This window comes from Agrobacterium vitis (assembly GCF_037039395.1).
Classification (GTDB): domain Bacteria; phylum Pseudomonadota; class Alphaproteobacteria; order Rhizobiales; family Rhizobiaceae; genus Allorhizobium; species Allorhizobium vitis_E.
In genome coordinates, this window is sequence record NZ_CP146244.1 from 376,374 (window position 1) to 395,899 (window position 19,526).

Consider the following 19,526-nt stretch of genomic DNA (forward strand, 5'->3'; position numbering starts at 1 on the left):
CCGCTCCCGATACAGCCCTTCCCATGATTGGCGACACAATAACAAGAGGTATCCTATGTTGAACCAAGCACGAGCCTCCGCTGAGCAACTCAGCCCTCACGACCAGGCGGAATTTCGCCGCGCGCTGGGTCACTACCCTACCGGTGTGTGCATTGTGACCGCGCACCATGACAATAAGCCGATTGGCATGACAATTGGCTCATTCACGTCAGTATCCCTGGACCCACCGCTTGTTGGTTTCTTGCCTGCGCATAGCTCGCAAACCTGGCCGTTGATCGAGAAAGCTGGCGCATTCTGCGTGAATATCCTGGCCGATGATCAATCCGATCTTCCGGGGCGGTTTGCGAAACGGGATGCCGATCGCTTTCAGGATATTGCGCACAGCCGTTCCAGCCTTGACCTGCCGGTTTTCGACGGCGTTGTCGCCTGGATCGATTGCACCCTGCACAGCGCGCATGAGGCGGGAGATCACCTCTTCGTCATGGGCAATGTGCTCACACTGAGTGTGGTCCGGGATCGCCCGCCCTTGCTGTTCTGCCGTGGCGCTTTCGGTGGCTTTGCTGCCGGAACCTGATGTGAAAAAGCCTGGCACTTGATGTGAAATAGAAGGAACGAAAATGACTTATTTAATTCGGCAGATGGGACATGTTGTCATCTCCTCGCCTGATCCGCTTGGTGCGGCCAAGGATATTTGTGACGTGGTTGGTCTTCGCATCACGGAGCAGGACGGCGATACGGTCTATCTCTCCAGCAACGATCGCCATCACGAACTCACCTACATCAAGGGCGATGGCAAGGCCGTCGCCTGCGGCCTGGAAGCCGTCAGCGCCGACGCCGTGGACGAGGTGAAGCGACGCGCTCTCTCCGACGGGCTAACCGTCCTCGACGACAAGCCGCTTGGAAAACACTACGACAAGGCCGTGCGGATCGTTGCCCCAGGGGGGGCGATTTTCGAGGTGCATACGCCGATCGCCCGCAATCAGCCGCGGCGGTATAACTATTCGACGCCCGGTGCCCGACCCCGCCGGATCGAGCACATCAACGCTTTCGCGCCGGATACTCATGCCTTCGGCGAGTTCTGCGCAAAGGTGCTGGGTATGAAGCTCTCGGACATGACAGGCGAGGACGGTTTGCGTTGGTACCGCGCCGAAGACGGCTTCCATCACACGATCGCGATGGGACCGGGTGAAAGCGGGCTGCACCATTATGCCTTTGATCTCCATTCGCTTGAGGATCTCGCTGCGATTGCTGACAACCTGACCCTCAAGGACCGGGCGATGGTTTGGGGGCCGGGCCGTCACGGGGCCGGAGGCAATATCTTCACCTATTACGCCGACCCGCATGGTTGCCTGGTGGAAAACTCCATCGAGCTTGACCGCATCGACAATGACGCGACCTACGAGCCACGGACCTGGGATATCTCGGAGGGTCTGGCGGGACGCTGGCTCAATCTCTGGGGCACGCCTCCCACACCCGGTTTCCTGCGTCCCGGCATAGCCTTCGACCCAACGGTCTGATGGGGCAGCACGGTGGACGAATGATGAGCGGGCGTGGTCGGGAGAGAAGACCAGGCCTATACATTGTCCGGTTGCCCGGCTCGGCGTGAGATCTTCTTGGGGCTTGTGTTTGAGGAACACGATCTTCGAGGAACGACGCGCTGTGACTTAAAGTTGCTGCTGGCAATGTTGCGCTGGAAGCCATGGGTGGCAGCTTTTGGGCAAACCCCACCCCATTATTCGGGGAGGGGGTCGGATCGACCGGCTCAGCCGCCGATCCGACCGAGAGGAAGCGTGCGCTGGGAGGCCGCACGCCATACCTGAAAGAAGAGGAGGAGGAAGCCTTGAAACAGGCAATGATGACGCATGCCGTCGCCAATCCTGGGACGAATAGTGACTTCGATCACAATGACCATGCGGCACAAATACGCGGAACCTCGTGGTCGATCGTTACTCGCTACCGCGTTAAAGGCGCTGCGCTTCTGTCGGATGTTCACCGGCCGAAACAGCCGAGGCCATGGCAGCCAAGTCCGCCGCGCCGGTATTGGTCGAAAGAACGGCCAACCTTTCGGCATCCTGTGTCTCATCTTTCATAATCAGCGTTGCGAGCATTGTTTCGATGATGTCGATCCCAGCACGTGCGGGCGATCGGCGTCGGATCAGCAGGGCTTTCTTCGCTTCGTCAGGACCATACGGGAGGTGGTCCTGGTCGACTTGGCAGTCTGCGACGTCGCTTTGTCAAAGGCTTCACCGCAGCACGGTCGCAATGAGGAACAGTCAATCAAACCAAATGCAACGGAGTGAGCAGGTTCGATTCTTAGGGGAGGATAATAATGCGAATTCTATACATGATCACTATACCGTTGCTGATTGCAACTATGACCCCAGCCTTTGCCATCGATCCGGAGATCGGTACGCAAGAACCACCTTTTCTGGATGGTCCGCCACCCGTCTATTCCGGTCCGCTTGCGGAAGCCGGGAGATGGCTCCATGACAATGGGATCGATCTGCGCGTTGACTATATCAACATCGCTCAGAGCGCGACTGCCTATGGCTTCAGAAAAGTCGGCTATGGATCGTTCCTTATCGACGTTACCGGCAATCTCACGCCTGATCTTCGGATCAGATTTGCCGAAACGGTGAACATGCCAAATAAGAATGTCACCGGCAACTTAACCGCCTTTCTTCCGCCGGTCACCGGCACCACCGATACGGCTCTCGCCCGGTTTTCGCTTGAGGCAGATTTTCTGGATGACCGCTTGACCATAGAAGTGGGCCGGATTGGATTGGCTCGGGACTTTTCGATCAGGGGCTTTTGCGGCGGTATCAGCTCTATAAACGCGACACAGGGGCTGAGCCTCAACTTGCCGGATGATGTGCGTTCCGTGTGGGGCGGGCGAGCAGCCTATAAACTGACGTCCAACACGACTTTAGCCTTCGGTTTGATCGAGGATAATCCGGACAACTGGCAGAATGGCGAAGGTTGGGAATGGGGCGTTGGAGACGCCGAAGGCTATATTGCCGTTGCCAACGTCCGCCATATCGAAACCTTTCTGGACAGTGACAAGCCGTTTAAACTTGAAGCTGGAGCCTATTTTCGGTCCACGCCTTATGAGGATACGCTTTACAACAGTGGATGGGGAAATCCGACTTACGGCGCTAATACCAAGATCGTCACGCATGATAGCGGAACGACCGCAGTATATGCGCACACCCGCAAGGTGGTTTGGAGCAATCCCTCGGGTAGTTTCAATCCGGAAAATGTCGCTTTTTACGGCGGCATTTTGCATTACTTCGGTGAAGGTCATTCCTATCCATGGGAAGCTTATGCAGGTGTTGAATATTCGGGGTTCTGGCAAGCCAATCCGCTGGCAAGTGTCGGCGCCTCTGTTCACTATATTCGCATCAGCGAGGAGCGAGCCGAGTACGAGCGCAATGCGCGGCGGTTCTTCTCAGGCGTCGATCAGAAGCAGCCACAAGACATGTTCATGTTCGATGTGCATGGAAGCACAGGTGTTTTCGGCAATGGCATTCTGGATTTCGGTGCGGCCTATATCATCAATCCGAACTCCGCTTTCGCTGATTTTTCTACCGCACGGCAGAAGGATGGCGTCGTCATTTATGCGGCGCTCGCATTTGACTTGAGTACCGTCCTTGGACTTTCTCCCCGGAGAGGTCCCTGAGCAAAGTCAGAGAACAGTCTCTAACCTTTTCGCTTGACGAGGCATTAAAAAATATATTTTTTATGATAAAATATTTTATAATGGGAAGGGAGGTTCCTATGACTGATCTGATTTACCCCCCACCAGTGTAATGCCACTCCGCATTTTACGAACGCGGATTGTTGAGACGGGCAGCCAGTCATCAGAGGTCCACTGGATGGTTATGTCGCCGTTCAGCGCCATCTGTCATATTCGATGGGAGATCGATTTATGGGGTTCAAATTCAATCAGGAGTTCCGCTATCGGATGCCCACGGTATTCGGGCCGGCCGTAGGTCCCCGCCAAAAGCCGGGCGGCGGCATGTGGGCTCTGGAAGAAACCGGTACGATGAATGCGGAATGGATGGCCATTACCTATCGCACCAGTGCGGATAAGTTAGAGGCGCTTCTGCCTCCGGGAATGAGCTTGCGTGGTGAGCCGCTCATCAGTGTCTCCTGCGCCTGGTTCAAGAATCTTTATTGGCTTGCAGGGCGTGGCTACGGCATTTTATCGATTGATTTTCCGGTAACTTATCAAGGCAAGACCGAACGATTGGAGGGGTCTTTCTGCCCGGTTATCTGGGAGGGCGCGCCCGATGCGATCCTGACTGGGCGGGATGAAATGGGCTTTCCAAAACTGTTTTGCGATATGCCGGAAATCGCCTGGGATAAGGAGAAAGCCACCGCATCCTGCGAAGCATCGTGGTTCGGCTTTAAATTTTTCGACATTGCTCTTGGTGAAATGGAAGAGGATGACGCCCCGCCAAGCCTGCCTGGTTCCGGCGGTGGCGCTGCCATGTACTATAAATACGTACCTCGGACGAACCCGTTTCAGGGCGGGGGAGCAGACGTCGCTTATATCACGACGCCAGCGCCACCGCCGGGAGCGGGCAAGCCGGATGCCATCAATTTCGATGGATATGAGTTCAAGCGCTGGCGGGCTAAGGGCAGCTTTAACTGGCACAAGGCGACGTTTGAACAGCTCCCGACAACCTTTCATATCGTCAACGCCGTGGCAGATATGCCGTGTTTTGAAATCGTCAAAACCGAAATGGTGGCCTTTTCAGGTCCGGGAATTGGCGTTTCGGTCAATAGCATCCGCCCCGTAGAGCCGGGCCATCAGGAATAAGGACAATAGAATGAAACTGGCAAGATTTATTGTCGAGGGAAAGCCTCGGCTCGGTAAAGTCGTGGGCTCTCAAATCATTGATCTGAGTTCCGCAGCTCCTGAATGCGGAAGCTCAATGAAGGCGCTGATTGAGCGGTTGGATGAATTAAGACCGGCTTTGGAAGCGCTTGATGGCCCTTCTTTCGTACTGGCTGATGTTCAGCTTGCTGCACCAATCGCCGATCCCAGGAAGTTTCTCGCGATAGGAATGAATTACAGGGCCCATGCCGAGGAAGCAGCCGCCGCAGGAATACCCACGCCAAAGTCGCAATTGTGGTTCAACAAACAGGTCACCTGCATCAATGGACCCTATGACGACGTGGTGCTGCCCAGCGTGTCCGAAAAGGTCGATTATGAAGCTGAGCTGGGTTTCATCATTGGCAAGCGGTGCCGCCATGTGAAGCGCGAAGACGCGCAATCGGTGATCGCCGGGTATTTCGTTGCCAATGATGTCACCGCCAGAGACTGGCAGTTCCGTTCACCGACCTATACGCTTGGCAAGAGCTTTGATACCCACGGCCCCATCGGCCCCTGGATCACGACGGCGGACGAGGTTCCGGATCCGCACAATTTGACGCTGTCCCTCTCTCTGAATGGCGAGGAAAGGCAGCGCACGTCTACGGGCGATATGATCTACGATATCTGGGATCAGATTTCCTATCTCTCAACCGTTATGACCCTTGAGCCGGGTGACATCATCATAACGGGAACGCCGTCCAATGTTGGGATTGCAACCGATACCTTCATGAAGCCGGGCGATGTCGTTCGCGTCGAGGTAAACGGGTTGGGATCAATCGAAAACCGGTTCGTTGCCGAAGAGCGATAATCCATCAACGTTGATTGGCAGATAGCCAATTGAGATACTCTGCCTTTAGGGTCTGTCTGGTTCAACCTGAACCGGCCAGACCCTTGCAACCGCACGACCCTATGCCAGATGAGAAAGCAGGCCCTCCCTCCTCATCACCCTGAATTTCTCCTAGAGGAACCGCAGACCGCCAGCCGCCTTTGTGCGTTTTATAAAACGCACGGCGCTGTAGGCGGCAATCTTTCCAGCAAGCGCAATGCTATATCCGGGCTCCGAATTGATGATCCGCCGGTTGATCGCCGAGGCGGACATATTCAGTTTTTCAGCGGCTCCCCGGAAAGAGCCAGTGCGGCGACGGCATCCGCCGAGATTGCGGAGGAGAGATGAGTTGCATTCGGTGGCCCCAGCGTTTCATTTTCTCGAACGATAAAGCCGGAAAACTGTGCTTGTCATTCGATTTTTCATCGCGCACCCTCAACCCGATTTTGCAAGGAGTATGACAATGACATTCTCGTCTGTGGCCGGACTCGATCACGAATATTTCCTTCGTCTGAGTTTCAAAGTCGCGCTCAGGGCTCAAGAAACAGGCAACCATCCTTTCGGGGCTATTCTGGTCGGGCCGGATGGCGAGGTGCTGATGGAACAGGAAAACGCCTATAACCCGACGCGCGATATGACCGGGCATGCAGAACGGGTTCTGATGACCCGCGCCTCGCAAGCTTACACGCCCGAACGCCTGCATCAATGCACCATGTATACATCAGCCGAGCCCTGCGCCATGTGTGCCGGTGCAGCCTATTGGGCTGGGATTGGGCGGGTGGTTTTTGGCTTGAGCGAGAGCCAATTAAAGGCGATGACAGGAAATCATCCCGAAAATCCGACACTCGATCTGCCATGCCGCGTGGTTTTCGCGGCGGGCCAACGCCGCGTCGAGGTTATCGGCCCTTTGTTGAGCGAAGAGGCCGCCAAATTGCATGACAATGCCTGGGGTTGATGGCGGAGGATTGTCGGGGGTATGTTGGTGTGGGAGCTGGTGATCCGGCTTACGAACGTGAATGGCTGTCGTTATTTCCCGTATTTGAAAAGAGGCCGTCAAAGGGGCCGTCTAAACGCAAAAGGAGATCACTTGTCTTGCGTAGATGTGCTTCAAGCCGAGAACATGCGAGTTCTGTGTCGCGCGCCAGGACGGCTTCAGCGATTTCTGCATGCTCAATGTCAACGTGACGGGGCTCTTTCATGAACGGGACCGCCATGCGTCTATATCGCTCGACCTGCCAGAACATCGAGTCGCGAAGCTTCAGCCACCAGCGACTATCGCATGCGATAACCAAGGCATCATGGAATGCCGCATGAAGTTCAGTCCAGGCCGGATTAACGGTATCGCTGCCGTTAGGGTCAGACATCGAGGTATGGTGCAGTTGATGGCTGATATCTTTGATATGACCTTCCCAGGCTAAGGACCCCTTGGTAATCGATCGGCGAAGGCAGCGAAGTTCGATTTCTATCCGTACCTCGGTCAAATCCTTTAAATCTTCGATCGAGATCGGGGTCACGTGAAATCCGCGCTGAGCCTCTGCGACAACCAGTCCATCGGATGTCAGACGCGCCAAAGCCTCCCGCACCGCCCCAGGGCTAACGCCAAGTTGCTGGCACAGAGTATCGATCTTGAGCTTCGACCCGGGCATAAAGCGGCCGTTGAGCAAGCCATGGCGGAGAACCTCATAGGTTTCCAGGGTGCGGGATCGTACTGTCATCTCCACACTTCTATCTTATTTCTATGAAAATATATTTTTTGAGATTCTGTATATACGGAGCTAAAAGCACGCACAATCCGGAGGCCTCCATTGGCCTCCCGATTCATACCAAGTCTCTGACATGCTCATGCATCCTCGACTTGAAGAAATTGAAAATATCACAAATACATCAGAGGCTTGAGATATTTTCAAACGGAATACGAAGAGTCATTTTTAATGAATCTTCGTATCACAGATCTCGTTCCCTCCAGACAGTACGGCTTTTGTTTTCAGTTCGTGCATCATCGCTAACAGGCATTGACAGACCGTGACGTTCCGATAGTCTTTAATTATGATCTGTATTGCGTAATTATAGAATAATAAAAGGGGAATGTCATGAAACGCAAATTGGGATTGCTGGCAACGCTGGCATTTGCACTTTTACCTGGACTTGCACTCTTGCCGGGGCAGGGTCTGGCGCAGGACAAGGGCGGGGTCATTAACGTCGCAACCATTGGTGAACCACCTACACTGGACCCGATGGCATCAACTGCTGACCTGGTCGGAATGACCACACAGCATATGTTTGAAACGCTGTTTACCTTCGATGACAAATGGAATGTCATTCCGCTGTTGGCTGAGACCATGCCCGCCATTACCGATGAGGGCAAAACCTACGACATCACCTTGCGCGCTGGCGTGAAATTTCATGATGGCTCGGTGATGACCTCCACTGACGTGGTGGCCTCGATTGAGCGGTGGCTTGCAACGGCATCACGCGGCAAACAGGTTGTGGCCTATATCGACACGGTAACCGCGCAGGGCGACAATGCCATTCGCATCACGCTGAAAAAGCCTTATGCGCCGCTGTTATCGCTGCTGGCCTTCAACAATTCCGCAGCGGTGATCATTCCAAAATCCACCATTGCCGATCCTTTGACGAAATTCATCGGCACCGGCCCCTATATGCTGAAAGAGCGCAAGCCAGACCAATATATTCAGCTGGTGCGGTTTGATGGTTATACACCCAGAACCGATGCCGCAAACGGCTTTGGGGGTGCGCGCAAAGCCATTCTGGATGAAATCCGCTTCATTCCCGTGCCGGATGCCAATACACGGCTTGAGGGCGCTGTCTCCGGTCAGTTTGACTACACGGATTCTCTCGCACCCGAGAGCTATGACCGCCTGAAAGGCTCGAAAGCCTCTGACCCAGTGGTACTCAAGCCCTATGGTGCGCCGGTGTTTGTGATGAACACCAAGCAGGGCATCATGACCAGCAAGACCCTGCGCCATGCCGTTCAGGTGGCATTGAACCCTGAGGACATGTTGCTGGCCGCCTTTGGCAACCCGGAATTCTTTGCTGTCGATGGTGCGATCTATCCTGAAGGCTATGCCTGGCACACCAAGGAAGGCATTGCTCGTTACGGCAGTGGCGACCCTGAAGCCGCCGCCAAGTTGATGAAAGAGGCGGGCTATGATGGCAAGCCAGTGCGCATTCTCACCAGCCGCCAATATGAGTTTCACTATAAAATGGCGCAGGTGGCAGCCGAATATCTGAAAGCGGCTGGCTTCAAGGTTGATCTGCAAATCTATGATTGGGCAACGCTGACAACGCGCCGTGCAGACCCTGCCTTGTGGGATATTTTCATCACCCACGGCCCGTTTCCGCCAGAGCCTGTGCTGAATGGTTGGATGTCGGATAGCTATCCCGGCTGGTGGTCTACTCCAGAGAAGACCAAGGCAATTGAGCCGTTCATTGCCGAGTCTGATCCTGCCAAGCGCCAGAAGCTTTTCGCGGAGATTCAGAAGACCTTCTATGAGGATGCCCCTGTGTTCAAGGTTGGTGATTTCAATGCGCTTTCGGCCAAGGCCAAGACGCTTGAGGGCTTTCATCCATCGCCATGGCCTTACTTCTGGAATGTCAGCTCCAAAAAGTAAGCCATCTCTTACCGTCTGAGTAAAGAAACACATCATGTCGAGATCCTTTCCTCCTGATTTTCTCTGGGGCGTGGCGGCCTCTGCCTTTCAAACGGAAGGTGCTGTCCATGCCGATGGGCGCGGCCAAAGTGTGTGGGATGTTTACAGCCACACACCGGGCCGCACCACCAATGGCGATACCGCCGATATCGCCTGCGACCATTACCACCGCTACCCGGAAGACATCGCGCTGATGCGCGGGCTTGGGGTGAAGGCCTATCGGCTTTCCACCGCTTGGCCGCGTATTTTCCCAACCGGCAGTGGGCAGGTGAACCAGCGGGGATTGGATTTCTACGACCGGGTGATCGATCTGGCCTTGCATGAGGGAATTGAGCCGTGGATTTGCCTGCATCATTGGGACATGCCCGTCACAGTGGAAGAGAATGGCGGCTGGCGCAATCGCGATACGGCGAAGGTTTTTGCCGATTACGCCGCCGTTGTCGCCAGGCATTTTGGTGATCGGGTCAAACGCTTTGCGCCGATCAACGAGCCGAATGTGATTCCGTGGGTGGCCTATAATGTCGGGCGTCATGCGCCCGGAAAGCAGGATTATCCCTCCAGCCTTCAGGCCATTCACACACTCAATCTCGCCCATGGTTACTCGGTGTCAGCAGTGCGGGCAGAAGCGCCGCAAGCCGAGGTGGGCAATATTGTTTCTCTTGGCCCGGTGCGTCCACATTATGACGATGCGGCCCATGAAGAAGCGCGAGTTCTGGGCGATTGCCTGTGGCGCAGGGTGACTGTTGATCCGCTCTGGCTCGGCACCTACCCAGAGCCGATTGCGGATGCCATGCAGCCCTTCATTCAACCCGGTGATATGGACGCCATTTCGCAAAAAATGGATTTTTTCGGCCTCAACCACTATAATCCGGTGTTTGTTGGCCCGAATAAAACCACCACCTTTGGCGTATCGGAAACAGCACCCCCGACAGGCATGGGACCACTCACCGATGTCAACTGGGTGGTCGATCCGGCAGCCTTTCTGGAACAGATCCGGGACACCAGCGCCCGCTATGGCAAGCCAACCATTTACATCACTGAAAACGGTGCCTCCTACCCGGATGCCCTTGGCCCAGACCGGAAGGTGATCGACAATGACCGCATCGCCTATTTCAACCTCTATTTGAATGCGCTGCTGGATGCGCTGGATGAGGGCCATGATATCAGAGGCTATTTCGCCTGGTCGCTGATGGATAATTTCGAATGGGGCCGCGGCTATTCCAAGCGGTTTGGCTTGGTTTACGTCGATAATCCCACTCTGCAACGCATTCCCAAACAATCCTATCATTGGCTCAGCGATGTGATTGCCGCCAATGCCCTATAAATCCAAGCGACGAGAGGGCAGATCATGATCAGCTATATCGTCAAGCGCCTGCTTGGCATGATTGTGGTGATGTTTCTGGTGGTGACCATTGTGTTCATCATCGTGCGCGTCACCCCCGGCGATCCCGCAGCCGTCATGCTGGGGCCGGATGCGTCAGCCCAAGATGTTGCCGATCTGCGCTCCAAGCTGGGGCTGGATCAATCGCTGATCTCGCAATACGTATTTTATATCGGGGCCTTGTTGACAGGTGATCTGGGCCGCTCGATCTTTCTGGATATGCCAGTGGGCGCTGCCCTATTGCAGCGGGCCGAGCCAACCTTTTTCCTCACGCTGTTTGCGCTGCTGATTGCCTGCGTGCTGGCGCTTCCCATTGGTATTTATGCCGCCTATCGGCGCGGCTCATGGCTCGATCAAGCGGTGACGGCCATTGCCATGCTGGCGGCCAGCATTCCCAGCTTTTGGCTGGGGTTGATCCTGATGCAGTTCTTTGCGGTGAAGTTGCAACTCTTTCCCGTCTCCGGCTATGGCGGACCGGGCACAAGTTTTCTGGAGCGGATGTACCATCTGGCTTTGCCAGCCATTGCGCTGGGTCTGGTCTCATCATCCCTGATCCTGCGCTTTACCCGTGCCTCTATGCTGGATGTGCTGGGCGATGATTTTGTGCGCACCGCCCGCGCCAAAGGCCTGCAAGAGCGGCATGTGGTGCTGCGCCATGCGCTGAAAAACGCCTTGATCCCCATCCTCACCGTGGTGGGACTGACGGCGGCGGTGCTGATTTCCGGCGCGGTTGTCACCGAGACGGTGTTTGGCCTGCCCGGCATTGGCAGTCTCGTGGTCTCTGCCGTTTTGCGCCGCGATTATCCGGTTATCCAAGGGGCCTTGCTGGTGATTGCTGGCCTCTACGTGCTGGTGAATTTCGCCATTGATATGCTCTATCTGCTGATTGATCCGAGGGTGCGTTACTGATGACCCAACCCATATCCTTTGAGAGCGCACCCCCACCGCAATCAGAAACCCTGCGCTTTCTGCGCCGCCTTTTGCGCCGCAAGACGGTGGCGATTGGCCTGTGCATTCTCGCCATCTTCGTGCTTTTGGCAGTGTTGGCACCATGGATCGCCCCTTATTCTCACTATAAACTCTCGATCATGAATCGGCTAAAACCACCGAGCGGAACCTATTGGTTTGGCACCGATGAGTTTGGACGCGATGTGTTTTCACGCACGATTTATGCGGGGCGACTGTCTTTGCTGGTTGGGGCGTCGGTGGTGGTGCTGTCATCGCTGATCGGCGTCACGCTTGGGCTGCTTGCGGGCTTTTTTCACCGTCTGGACACCCCCATCGCCCGGCTGATTGATGCGATGATGGCCTTTCCCGATATTCTGCTGGCCATCGCATTGGTAGCGGCCCTTGGGCCATCGCTCACCACGGTGATCATTGCACTTTCAGTGGTTTACGCCCCCCGATTGGCCCGGATTGTGCGAGCCTCAACACTGGTGATCCGCGAGCTACCCTATATCGAAGCGGCCCGTGCGCTTGGTATTTCCACCACACACATCATGGTGCGGCATGTGCTGCGCAATCTGATGTCGCCCATTCTGGTGCAGGCTACATTTTTGTTTGCCAGCGCCATGTTGGCTGAGGCTGGCCTGTCGTTTCTGGGCGTTGGCGTCAGCCCGGAAATCCCCACCTGGGGCACGATGATTGCGGCTGGTCGGCAATATGTCGATCAGGCCGACTGGATGACGCTGTTTCCCGGTTTTGCCATCATTCTCTCTGTGATGTCGCTTCAGATCGTCGGTGACGGTTTGCGCGACATGCTCGACCCAAGACTGCAAAAGGATATTTGACCATGCTCCCTCAGGAACAAGGCTTGGGCCTCCTGCTGTTGAAAAACCTCCGCCCTCTGGCCTTTGGCGCGGCAACGCCCCCGCAAGTCATCGATATTTTGATCGGCGCTGATGGCAAGATCATCAAGGTTGGGCAAGATATTGCCCTGACAGAAGATGCCGAAGTGATCGACGGCAAAGGCGCGTGGATCTCGCCCGGCTGGGTCGATCTGCATGTGCATATCTGGCATGGCGGCACGGATATTTCCATTCGCCCATCGGAATGCGGGGCTGAACGCGGCGTGACCACGCTGGTCGATGCAGGCTCCGCTGGAGAGGCGAATTTCCACGGCTTTCGCGAATATATCATTGAGCCATCGCGCGAGCGGATCAAAGCCTTCTTGAACCTCGGCTCGATTGGTCTGGTGGCCTGCAACCGCGTGCCGGAACTGCGCGACATCAAGGATATCGATCTCGACCGTATTCTGGAATGCTACGCCGACAACAGTGAGCATATCGTTGGCCTGAAAGTGCGCGCCAGCCATGTTATTACCGGATCATGGGGCGTAACTCCGGTCAAACTCGGCAAGAAAATCGCCAAAATCCTGAAAATTCCGATGATGGTGCATGTGGGCGAACCGCCAGCACTTTACGATGAAGTGCTGGAAATTCTAGGCCCCGGCGATGTCATCACCCATTGCTTCAACGGCAAGGCCGGGTCCAGCATCATGGAAGACGAAGACCTCTATAACCTCGCCGAGCGCTGTGCAGGCGAAGGTATCCGGCTGGATATCGGCCATGGCGGTGCATCCTTCTCGTTCAAAGTGGCAGAAGCGGCCATCAAACGGGGGCTTTTGCCCTTTTCCATCTCCACCGATCTGCATGGGCATTCGATGAATTTCCCGGTCTGGGATCTGGCCACCACCATGTCCAAACTGCTCTCGGTGGGCATGCCGTTTGAAAAGGTGGTGGAGGCCGTCACCCATGCGCCAGCCTCCGTTATCCGCCTGTCGATGCAGGATCGGCTTACACCGGGAGCGCGGGCCGATTTCACCATTTTCGATCTGGTCGATTCCGATCTCGAAGCAACCGATTCCAATGGCGATGTTGCCCGCCTCACCCAGCTGTTTGAGCCACGCCATGCCGTGATTGGCCGTGAGGCCATTGCTGCCAGCCGCTACATTCCGCGCGCCCGCAAACTGGTGCGCCACAGCCATGGGTATTCGTGGCGCTGAAATGCTTTTGATAATTCTACAGTCTGTCTGGTCCAGATTGAACCAGACAGACTGTAGATTCTTTTGTTGTCGTTTGTCTTTTCGGGAAAACCGGATTCCACTTTTCCCTGACAAACTCTAGAACTGGAAACCGCGTGAGCATGACTTCACCCTCCACCGATGCCGGATTGCCAACACCCTATGAGCGCCTTGCCGCACTGGGCATTGCGCTGCCGCCATCCCCACCGCCAATCGCCAATTTTGTCACCCATGTGCGGGAAGGCAATCTGCTGTTCCTCTCCGGTCAAGGCCCACGCGAGGCAGATGGCTTTCTCTACTCCGGCAAGGTTGGTGACGACGTGCCGCTGGAAGACGCCTATCGCCACGCCCGCCTCACTGGCATTAACCTGATAGCCGTGATGCATGATGCGCTGGGTGATCTCTGCCGCGTGCGCAAAATTGTCAAAATGCTCGGCATGGTCAATGCCGCGCCGGATTTTCGCGATCATCCGCAGGTGATCAATGGCTGTTCAGACCTGTTCATGGAGGTGTTTGGGCAAGCAGGCCAGCACGCCCGCTCGGCGGTTGGGTTTGGCTCGCTTCCCGGCAATATCACCGTGGAAATCGAAGTGATTGTGGCATTGCACGAATGAAAAAGGCCCTCTCAGTGACCCCGCCAGCCCATGCGTTTTTCGATCCGCTCCGCCGATGCCTTGACATGGCCAACATAGGGATTGCCTTCAGAAAACGCCTTCTGCTCTGGCAAGACGATGGAGATGGTGGCGACACAGACACCATCCCGATCACAAATCGGCGAGGCAATGCAGGCCACCGCATAATCGGATTCGCCTGCCTGAATCGACAGACGCTGCTGGAAGGCGCGCGCCGCCGCATCGGAGAGCGTTTGTGCATCAATCTCCGCCCGGCCGGTTGGCGACGAGCGGGCGCAATGGGCAAACAACTCAATGCGCTCACTCGCAGGCAAATGACCAACGAGAAGGCGGCCAGAGGCCGTCCAATTCAGGGGAACACGAGTACCAACGCGCGAGGCGACCTGAAAATGGCTTGGCCCCTCGGCCATGGCCAGCACCAGCATATGGTCATTGTCGCGCCCGCACACTTGCACGGTTTCACCCGCCTCGCGGCACAAATCGTGCATTTCCTGCGTGGCAATGCCGATGAAATCCAGCGAACGGGAATAGGCGAGGCCATAATGATAGAGACGAGGGCCGAGCCAGATGGCACCATCCGCACTTCGGGTCAGCATGTTCTTGTCCACCAGATCATCAATGATGGTGTAAATGGTGGACAATGGCGCACCAACCGCCTTGGCAATGGCATAAGGACCAACGGGGGCGCCCGTTTCATACAGATGATCCAGCACCTGCAAGGCGCGGTCCATGCCGCTGACGCGAGAGCGCCGCTCCGCCGGGGCCTCAGCGGGCTGGCTGTCTGCGGCAACCGATACCGTGCGTGCCTTGCTATCCATCATGCGATCCTTACCTGAATGATCGGCTATTACATTATAACGGCATAGCTGTCGATTGTAGAAATGACGGGCCTTTGCCCACAAGAAGTGGAAAAGCTTATGACCAACGATATTCGCACCCAGCTCGGCCTTCGCCCTGTGATCAATGTTTCGGGCACCATGACCAGCCTTGGCGCATCCATTGTGGTGCCAGACGCCATTGCCGCCATGACGGCCATTCTGCCGCAATTTGTGGAGATCAGTGATCTTCAGCGCAAGGCCAGCGCCATTATTGCGCGGCTAACCGGGGCTGAAGCAGGCTTTATCACCGCTTCATGCTCGGCAGGCATCAGCCTTGCCGTGGCAGGCACCATTACCGGGCCGGATCTGCTGGCCATTGAAAAACTGCCCGATGTCAGCACAACCAAAAACGAAGTGCTGGTACAGATGGGCCATCTGGTCAGCTACGGTGCCCCAGTCGATCAATCCATCCGTCTGGCTGGCGGCAAGGTGGTGCTGGTGGGGCAGGCAACGTCTGCGCACCGCTACCATATGGAAAATGCCATTACCGAAAACACCGCCGCCGCCGTCTATGTCGTTTCTCACCATGTGGTGCATTATGGCCTTCTGCATCTGAAGGAATTTGTCGAGATCGCCCATGCGCGCGGCGTGCCCGTGATTGTCGATGCCGCATCGGAATATGACCTGCGGATTTTCCTCGATCAGGGCGCGGATATTGCTCTCTATTCCGGCCATAAATTCCTCGGCGGCCCCACATCCGGCATTGTTGCCGGGCGCAAGGATCTGGTGCGCAATGCCTATTTGCAAAACATGGGCATTGGCCGGGGTATGAAAGTGGGCAAGGAAAGCGTCTTTGGCGTTATGGCAGCGCTGGAAGTATGGGAAAAGCGTGATCATGCAGCGGTGCGTGCGCGTGAAACCGGCTATTTGCACCTTTGGAAAGGTGCACTGGATGGCCGGCCCGGCGTGACGGCCTTGATAGAGCCAGACCCAACCCACAATCCGCTGGATCGGCTGCGGGTGATCCTCTCACCACAAGAAGCCCATATCAGCGCCTATGATCTGGCCGGAGCACTGGCCCGGGGTAATCCACCGATCATCGTTCGCGACCATGAGGCAGAACATCATTATTTCTATCTTGATCCCTGCAATCTGCATCCGGGCCAAGAGATCATCGTGCGTGACCGTCTGGTGGAAGAACTCGACAAGGCTAGAGCGTCGAATGAAGTGATCAACACGCCGCATGAAGAATGGGGCCGCCATCGCTTCGATTCCATGCTGCGCTGGCCGGATTGATCACCGCCCTCGCTCGGCTTTGGCGATTGCACCGAAATTGTAATGGTGTCCATGCCAATGATCGTCAGGAATGACGGTTTGAAGTCAGCGTGAAATTTACCGGTCACATTTCCATCGGAAATCCGTCGAGCGGAAGGCAGAAACAGAACGATCAGCGGTTTGACAAACCTCCCTCCGCTCATTTCAGGGTCGCGCTCCAGCGCCTATCCTTGGTCGAACGCTTCTTACCATTCGCGCTATCGCTTTATTTAGGGGAGTTCGATATAAATATCGCATCACCGTGCGAGCACTGAATGTATCCTTGGTCTGAACTCCTTGCGAACCTGGCAATCGTTGCCATCACAACGTCGACCTGGACATTCGTCCGGCCACACCTCGTTTGCCAGGGACCACGCGCCTTTTCGTTGATTTTTGGCTGCCTCATGGCGGTTGGGCTGGTCGCCACCATGGCCTTGCCGTTTCGCTTCACCGACGGTGTTTTCCTGGACACCCGGTATACATTTCTCGCCATATCGGGTTTCTTCGGCGGCCCCATTGCGGCCTTCCCACCACTTATTGTGGGAATTATCAGGCGATTGATGATCGGAGGCGTGGGTATCTCGGTTGGCATCCCGCAAATCATCGCGGCTGCATGCATTGGTGTCATCGCAAGCCGATTGCTTCGCGGCAATATCCCGACTTTCCCGCAGATCGCAGCGCTTGCTCTGTTCGTCGCAGTCAGCGGCGTAGCCGGCTTCTTCTTTGTCCGTCCCTTTGAGGTCTGGGGCAATATGATTGTCGTGACGGTCGGTCCATTCATGGTGGTCTTGTTTGGAGCCACCCTCTTATCCGCCCTTGCCATTGCGCAGGAGATGAAGCGGACAAGGCTTGAAAGGGATTTGGCCGCGGCAAAGATCCGTCTAGCCGATGCGCTCGCGACCATGGCGGATGGCCTGGCACTTTTCGACCGCGATGGGGTGCTGGTTTTCACCAATCAAAGATACCTCGATATCTTCAAGGAAACGGCGGATGTCAGGGTGCCCGGGAAAAACATCCGGGAAATCTTGCGGACATCCTTCGAACGCAGTGAAGAAGCGCGCGTGGAACCGGATGTCGATCCGGTCATCGATCGCGTTGCGGAAGGCCTGTTCCGGCCCAGCGATCGCCTGATCCAACTGGCCGACGGACGTTCAATCGAGGCAAGAACGCGGGTCACGGGCGAGGGGGAGGCAATGATCGTTTACTCGGATATCACCCTTCATTGTCAACGAGAGGCGCGGTTGCATGAGTTGAACGATCGCTTGTCGGCACTGGCAGATACGGATGAATTGACTGGTTTGATGAACCGCCGTGGCTTGGAAGCATCCATGGACCAGGCTTTTGACCGAGCCAAGGATCAGGGCGCCAATGTCGGCCTTCTTCTTATTGATGTCGATTGGTTCAAGGCTTATAACGACACCTATGGCCATCCCGCCGGGGATAAATGTCTTCAGATTGTCGCCAACACGGTTCATGCGACGTCCAGGTCATTCGCGGGAAGCATTGTGGCGCGATATGGTGGGGAGGAACTGACCGTCGTATTGCCGAATGCATCGATATCCGAAACCGAGGCAGTTGCCAGGCTCGTGTGTGCAGCGGTGCGTACTCTGGCCATCGAGCATGTTGGAAGCGAAAAGCGCATCGTCACGGTGAGCGTCGGGGCCGCTAATCTGAAATCGATGCCGGGCCTGCGCAAGACGGACCTCCTTCTGCAGGCTGACGCAGCGCTCTATGCAGCCAAGGCGGCGGGGAGGGACTGTATCCAGACAGCTCCTGATCTCCTTCCGACCGCCAGACGCGCCGACAGCCGTTGACTTTGGATGGTCAGCCGCTCGCATCCTGTTTGCATCAAATGTCAAAGATGCGCAAACACTCCGAATTTCAGGAATATCCGTTGCGGCAAAGCCGTCAGTGGAGTCTAATGCCTGACAAGACGATGGGCTTGTTACAGCAATCGTGCTGCTTTCCACGATATTCTGTGCCACCGCTACTCCAGTTTGGCGATTGAATGACGATATTTTCTGTCCGGCATATTACCTCATATCGGTATAAGAGACCGGTCGAATTCGGCGAGCACAGATTGATGTTCCGGCCGCGGGATAGTTTTGACCAAACACTTCTGAGCTCTCATCTGGATGTCGATCCAAAACCTGACTACATCAGGTGGATCCATGATGTGTTTGGCAATTGCGTTGCGCTGGTGGGGTTTACCGGTAAGGCGCGGGAACTCTGTTTCGGGACCACGATCCGCCTGGACCATACCCAGCAGGTTGAAATGGATCTGCAGATCGATGCAGAAGCTCTCCACTATCCTTTTGCATATGACCCGGAGGAAGTTGTCGATCTGGAACGGACAATCAAACGGCATTTTCCAGATCCGGACGATGAGGTTGGCAGATGGACACGGCAATTTGTGCGGATCGGTCAGCCAACTGAAACCGGTCGCCTGCTGATGACCCTTTGTTATGCGATCCATGAGAGTTTTATCTATGCCCGGCGCCTTGAGCATGGAACGCAGACACCGCTTGAGACGCTCCGGCTTCGCCGTGGCACGTGCCGGGATTTTGCGCTGCTGATGATGGAGGCGGCCCGGTCGCTCGGGCTCGCCGCCCGGTTCGTTACCGGCTATATCTATGTACCCGACCGCGACGGCTCAACGAAGCTTGGCGGTGGCTCCACCCATGCCTGGTGCCAGGTCTATCTTCCCGGTGCCGGATGGGTGGAATTCGATCCCACCAACGGGATTGTCGGAAACCGCGATCTTATCCGTGTCGGTGTGGCGCGTGATCCAAAACAAGCGGTGCCGCTTTCCGGAAGCTACGACGGCGACGCGTCGGATTTCGATACGATGTCCGTCCAGGTTAACGTTACAACCGATGAGCTGAGCAATAGCGCAGCATAAATGGAACAGCTCGGTCGCCTGAGCGTTTTGCCGCCTGAACGAACATTCGTAGCCCGCATTTCGGAAGTTTTTTATCAG

General features: G+C 55.8%; 18 protein-coding genes. 15 read left to right on the plus strand and 3 right to left on the minus strand.

Annotation, left to right across the window (positions count from 1 at the left end):
* The first annotated feature begins 55 nt into the window (after positions 1-55).
* Positions 56-574, plus strand: a complete 519-nt coding sequence (locus tag V6582_RS23160; protein WP_156632737.1) for a flavin reductase family protein — start codon at positions 56-58, stop codon at positions 572-574.
* Positions 575-617: 43 nt separating this feature from the next.
* Complete coding sequence (locus tag V6582_RS23165; RefSeq protein WP_156540067.1) at positions 618-1,517, plus strand: VOC family protein; 900 nt, start codon at positions 618-620, stop codon at positions 1,515-1,517.
* A 444-nt stretch (positions 1,518-1,961) separates the two neighbouring features.
* On the opposite strand, the gene V6582_RS23170 is transcribed toward V6582_RS23165, so the two are convergent.
* Positions 1,962-2,090, minus strand: coding sequence for a hypothetical protein (locus V6582_RS23170; RefSeq protein ID WP_272950789.1), 129 nt, complete (start codon positions 2,088-2,090; stop codon positions 1,962-1,964).
* 239 nt (positions 2,091-2,329) lie between these two features.
* Here V6582_RS23170 and V6582_RS23175 point away from each other — a divergent pair, with 239 nt between their 5' ends.
* From V6582_RS23175 to V6582_RS23190, 4 genes are all read left to right on the plus strand, one after another.
* Positions 2,330-3,679, plus strand: a complete 1,350-nt coding sequence (locus V6582_RS23175; protein ID WP_349509005.1) for a carbohydrate porin — start codon at positions 2,330-2,332, stop codon at positions 3,677-3,679.
* 285 nt (positions 3,680-3,964) lie between these two features.
* Positions 3,965-4,825, plus strand: coding sequence for an acetoacetate decarboxylase family protein (locus tag V6582_RS23180; RefSeq protein ID WP_349509007.1), 861 nt, complete (start codon positions 3,965-3,967; stop codon positions 4,823-4,825).
* Positions 4,826-4,940: 115 nt separating this feature from the next.
* Positions 4,941-5,690 (plus strand): fumarylacetoacetate hydrolase family protein, encoded by a 750-nt coding sequence (locus tag V6582_RS23185; RefSeq protein ID WP_337739314.1) that lies wholly within the window; start codon positions 4,941-4,943, stop codon positions 5,688-5,690.
* Positions 5,691-6,171: 481 nt separating this feature from the next.
* Positions 6,172-6,663: a nucleoside deaminase gene (locus tag V6582_RS23190; RefSeq protein WP_156632741.1), complete on the plus strand. Its 492-nt coding sequence runs from the start codon at positions 6,172-6,174 to the stop codon at positions 6,661-6,663.
* A 49-nt stretch (positions 6,664-6,712) separates the two neighbouring features.
* Here V6582_RS23190 and V6582_RS23195 read toward each other — a convergent pair whose 3' ends face one another.
* A complete protein-coding gene (locus V6582_RS23195; RefSeq protein ID WP_156632742.1) occupies positions 6,713-7,423 on the minus strand; it encodes a GntR family transcriptional regulator in 711 nt (236 codons plus the stop codon).
* 375 nt (positions 7,424-7,798) lie between these two features.
* Here V6582_RS23195 and V6582_RS23200 point away from each other — a divergent pair, with 375 nt between their 5' ends.
* From V6582_RS23200 to V6582_RS23225, 6 genes are all read left to right on the plus strand, one after another.
* Complete coding sequence (locus tag V6582_RS23200; RefSeq protein WP_156632743.1) at positions 7,799-9,340, plus strand: ABC transporter substrate-binding protein; 1,542 nt, start codon at positions 7,799-7,801, stop codon at positions 9,338-9,340.
* 34 nt (positions 9,341-9,374) lie between these two features.
* On the plus strand, positions 9,375-10,703 hold the full coding sequence (locus tag V6582_RS23205) for a GH1 family beta-glucosidase (RefSeq protein ID WP_156632744.1): 1,329 nt from the start codon (positions 9,375-9,377) through the stop codon (positions 10,701-10,703).
* Between the two features lie 24 nt (positions 10,704-10,727).
* Positions 10,728-11,669, plus strand: coding sequence for an ABC transporter permease (locus V6582_RS23210; protein ID WP_070163424.1), 942 nt, complete (start codon positions 10,728-10,730; stop codon positions 11,667-11,669).
* The gene (locus V6582_RS23215; protein ID WP_156632745.1) at positions 11,669-12,550 is read left to right on the plus strand and encodes an ABC transporter permease; all 882 of its coding nucleotides are present in this window, start codon (positions 11,669-11,671) and stop codon (positions 12,548-12,550) included. The genes V6582_RS23210 and V6582_RS23215 overlap by 1 nt, the downstream gene beginning before the upstream one ends.
* A 2-nt stretch (positions 12,551-12,552) precedes the next feature.
* Positions 12,553-13,764, plus strand: coding sequence for an amidohydrolase/deacetylase family metallohydrolase (locus V6582_RS23220; RefSeq protein WP_156632746.1), 1,212 nt, complete (start codon positions 12,553-12,555; stop codon positions 13,762-13,764).
* Positions 13,765-13,904: 140 nt separating this feature from the next.
* Positions 13,905-14,396, plus strand: coding sequence for a RidA family protein (locus V6582_RS23225; RefSeq protein ID WP_156549961.1), 492 nt, complete (start codon positions 13,905-13,907; stop codon positions 14,394-14,396).
* Between the two features lie 11 nt (positions 14,397-14,407).
* Here the strand turns inward: V6582_RS23225 and V6582_RS23230 are convergent, their stop codons facing one another.
* Positions 14,408-15,235, minus strand: a complete 828-nt coding sequence (locus V6582_RS23230; protein WP_156632747.1) for an IclR family transcriptional regulator — start codon at positions 15,233-15,235, stop codon at positions 14,408-14,410.
* Positions 15,236-15,331: 96 nt separating this feature from the next.
* Between V6582_RS23230 and V6582_RS23235 the strand changes: the two genes are divergently transcribed.
* The 3 genes from V6582_RS23235 (at position 15,332) to V6582_RS23245 (ending at position 19,448) form a co-directional block, all read left to right on the plus strand.
* The gene (locus V6582_RS23235; RefSeq protein ID WP_156632748.1) at positions 15,332-16,528 is read left to right on the plus strand and encodes an aminotransferase class V-fold PLP-dependent enzyme; all 1,197 of its coding nucleotides are present in this window, start codon (positions 15,332-15,334) and stop codon (positions 16,526-16,528) included.
* A 293-nt stretch (positions 16,529-16,821) separates the two neighbouring features.
* A complete protein-coding gene (locus V6582_RS23240) occupies positions 16,822-18,360 on the plus strand; it encodes a diguanylate cyclase (protein WP_156632749.1) in 1,539 nt (512 codons plus the stop codon).
* Positions 18,361-18,554: 194 nt separating this feature from the next.
* Positions 18,555-19,448: a transglutaminase family protein gene (locus tag V6582_RS23245; protein ID WP_156632750.1), complete on the plus strand. Its 894-nt coding sequence runs from the start codon at positions 18,555-18,557 to the stop codon at positions 19,446-19,448.
* The last annotated feature ends 78 nt before the right edge of the window (positions 19,449-19,526 follow it).

Bases quoted from the DNA above. Each gene is read 5' to 3' on its own strand.
- V6582_RS23205 (WP_156632744.1), top strand. From the start codon at position 9,375: ATGTCGAGATCCTTTCCTCCTGATTTTCTCTGGGGCGTGGCGGCCTCT.
- V6582_RS23175 (WP_349509005.1), top strand. From the start codon at position 2,330: ATGCGAATTCTATACATGATCACTATACCGTTGCTGATTGCAACTATG.
- V6582_RS23180 (WP_349509007.1), top strand. From the start codon at position 3,965: ATGCCCACGGTATTCGGGCCGGCCGTAGGTCCCCGCCAAAAGCCGGGC.
- V6582_RS23235 (WP_156632748.1), top strand. From the start codon at position 15,332: ATGACCAACGATATTCGCACCCAGCTCGGCCTTCGCCCTGTGATCAAT.
- V6582_RS23200 (WP_156632743.1), top strand. From the start codon at position 7,799: ATGAAACGCAAATTGGGATTGCTGGCAACGCTGGCATTTGCACTTTTA.
- V6582_RS23215 (WP_156632745.1), top strand. From the start codon at position 11,669: ATGACCCAACCCATATCCTTTGAGAGCGCACCCCCACCGCAATCAGAA.
- V6582_RS23195 (WP_156632742.1), bottom strand. From the start codon at position 7,423: ATGACAGTACGATCCCGCACCCTGGAAACCTATGAGGTTCTCCGCCAT.
- V6582_RS23210 (WP_070163424.1), top strand. From the start codon at position 10,728: ATGATCAGCTATATCGTCAAGCGCCTGCTTGGCATGATTGTGGTGATG.
- V6582_RS23230 (WP_156632747.1), bottom strand. From the start codon at position 15,235: ATGATGGATAGCAAGGCACGCACGGTATCGGTTGCCGCAGACAGCCAG.
- V6582_RS23165 (WP_156540067.1), top strand. From the start codon at position 618: ATGACTTATTTAATTCGGCAGATGGGACATGTTGTCATCTCCTCGCCT.
- V6582_RS23190 (WP_156632741.1), top strand. From the start codon at position 6,172: ATGACATTCTCGTCTGTGGCCGGACTCGATCACGAATATTTCCTTCGT.
- V6582_RS23220 (WP_156632746.1), top strand. From the start codon at position 12,553: ATGCTCCCTCAGGAACAAGGCTTGGGCCTCCTGCTGTTGAAAAACCTC.
- V6582_RS23225 (WP_156549961.1), top strand. From the start codon at position 13,905: ATGACTTCACCCTCCACCGATGCCGGATTGCCAACACCCTATGAGCGC.
- V6582_RS23170 (WP_272950789.1), bottom strand. From the start codon at position 2,090: ATGAAAGATGAGACACAGGATGCCGAAAGGTTGGCCGTTCTTTCGACC.
- V6582_RS23185 (WP_337739314.1), top strand. From the start codon at position 4,941: ATGAAGGCGCTGATTGAGCGGTTGGATGAATTAAGACCGGCTTTGGAA.
- V6582_RS23245 (WP_156632750.1), top strand. From the start codon at position 18,555: ATGACGATATTTTCTGTCCGGCATATTACCTCATATCGGTATAAGAGA.
- V6582_RS23160 (WP_156632737.1), top strand. From the start codon at position 56: ATGTTGAACCAAGCACGAGCCTCCGCTGAGCAACTCAGCCCTCACGAC.
- V6582_RS23240 (WP_156632749.1), top strand. From the start codon at position 16,822: ATGTATCCTTGGTCTGAACTCCTTGCGAACCTGGCAATCGTTGCCATC.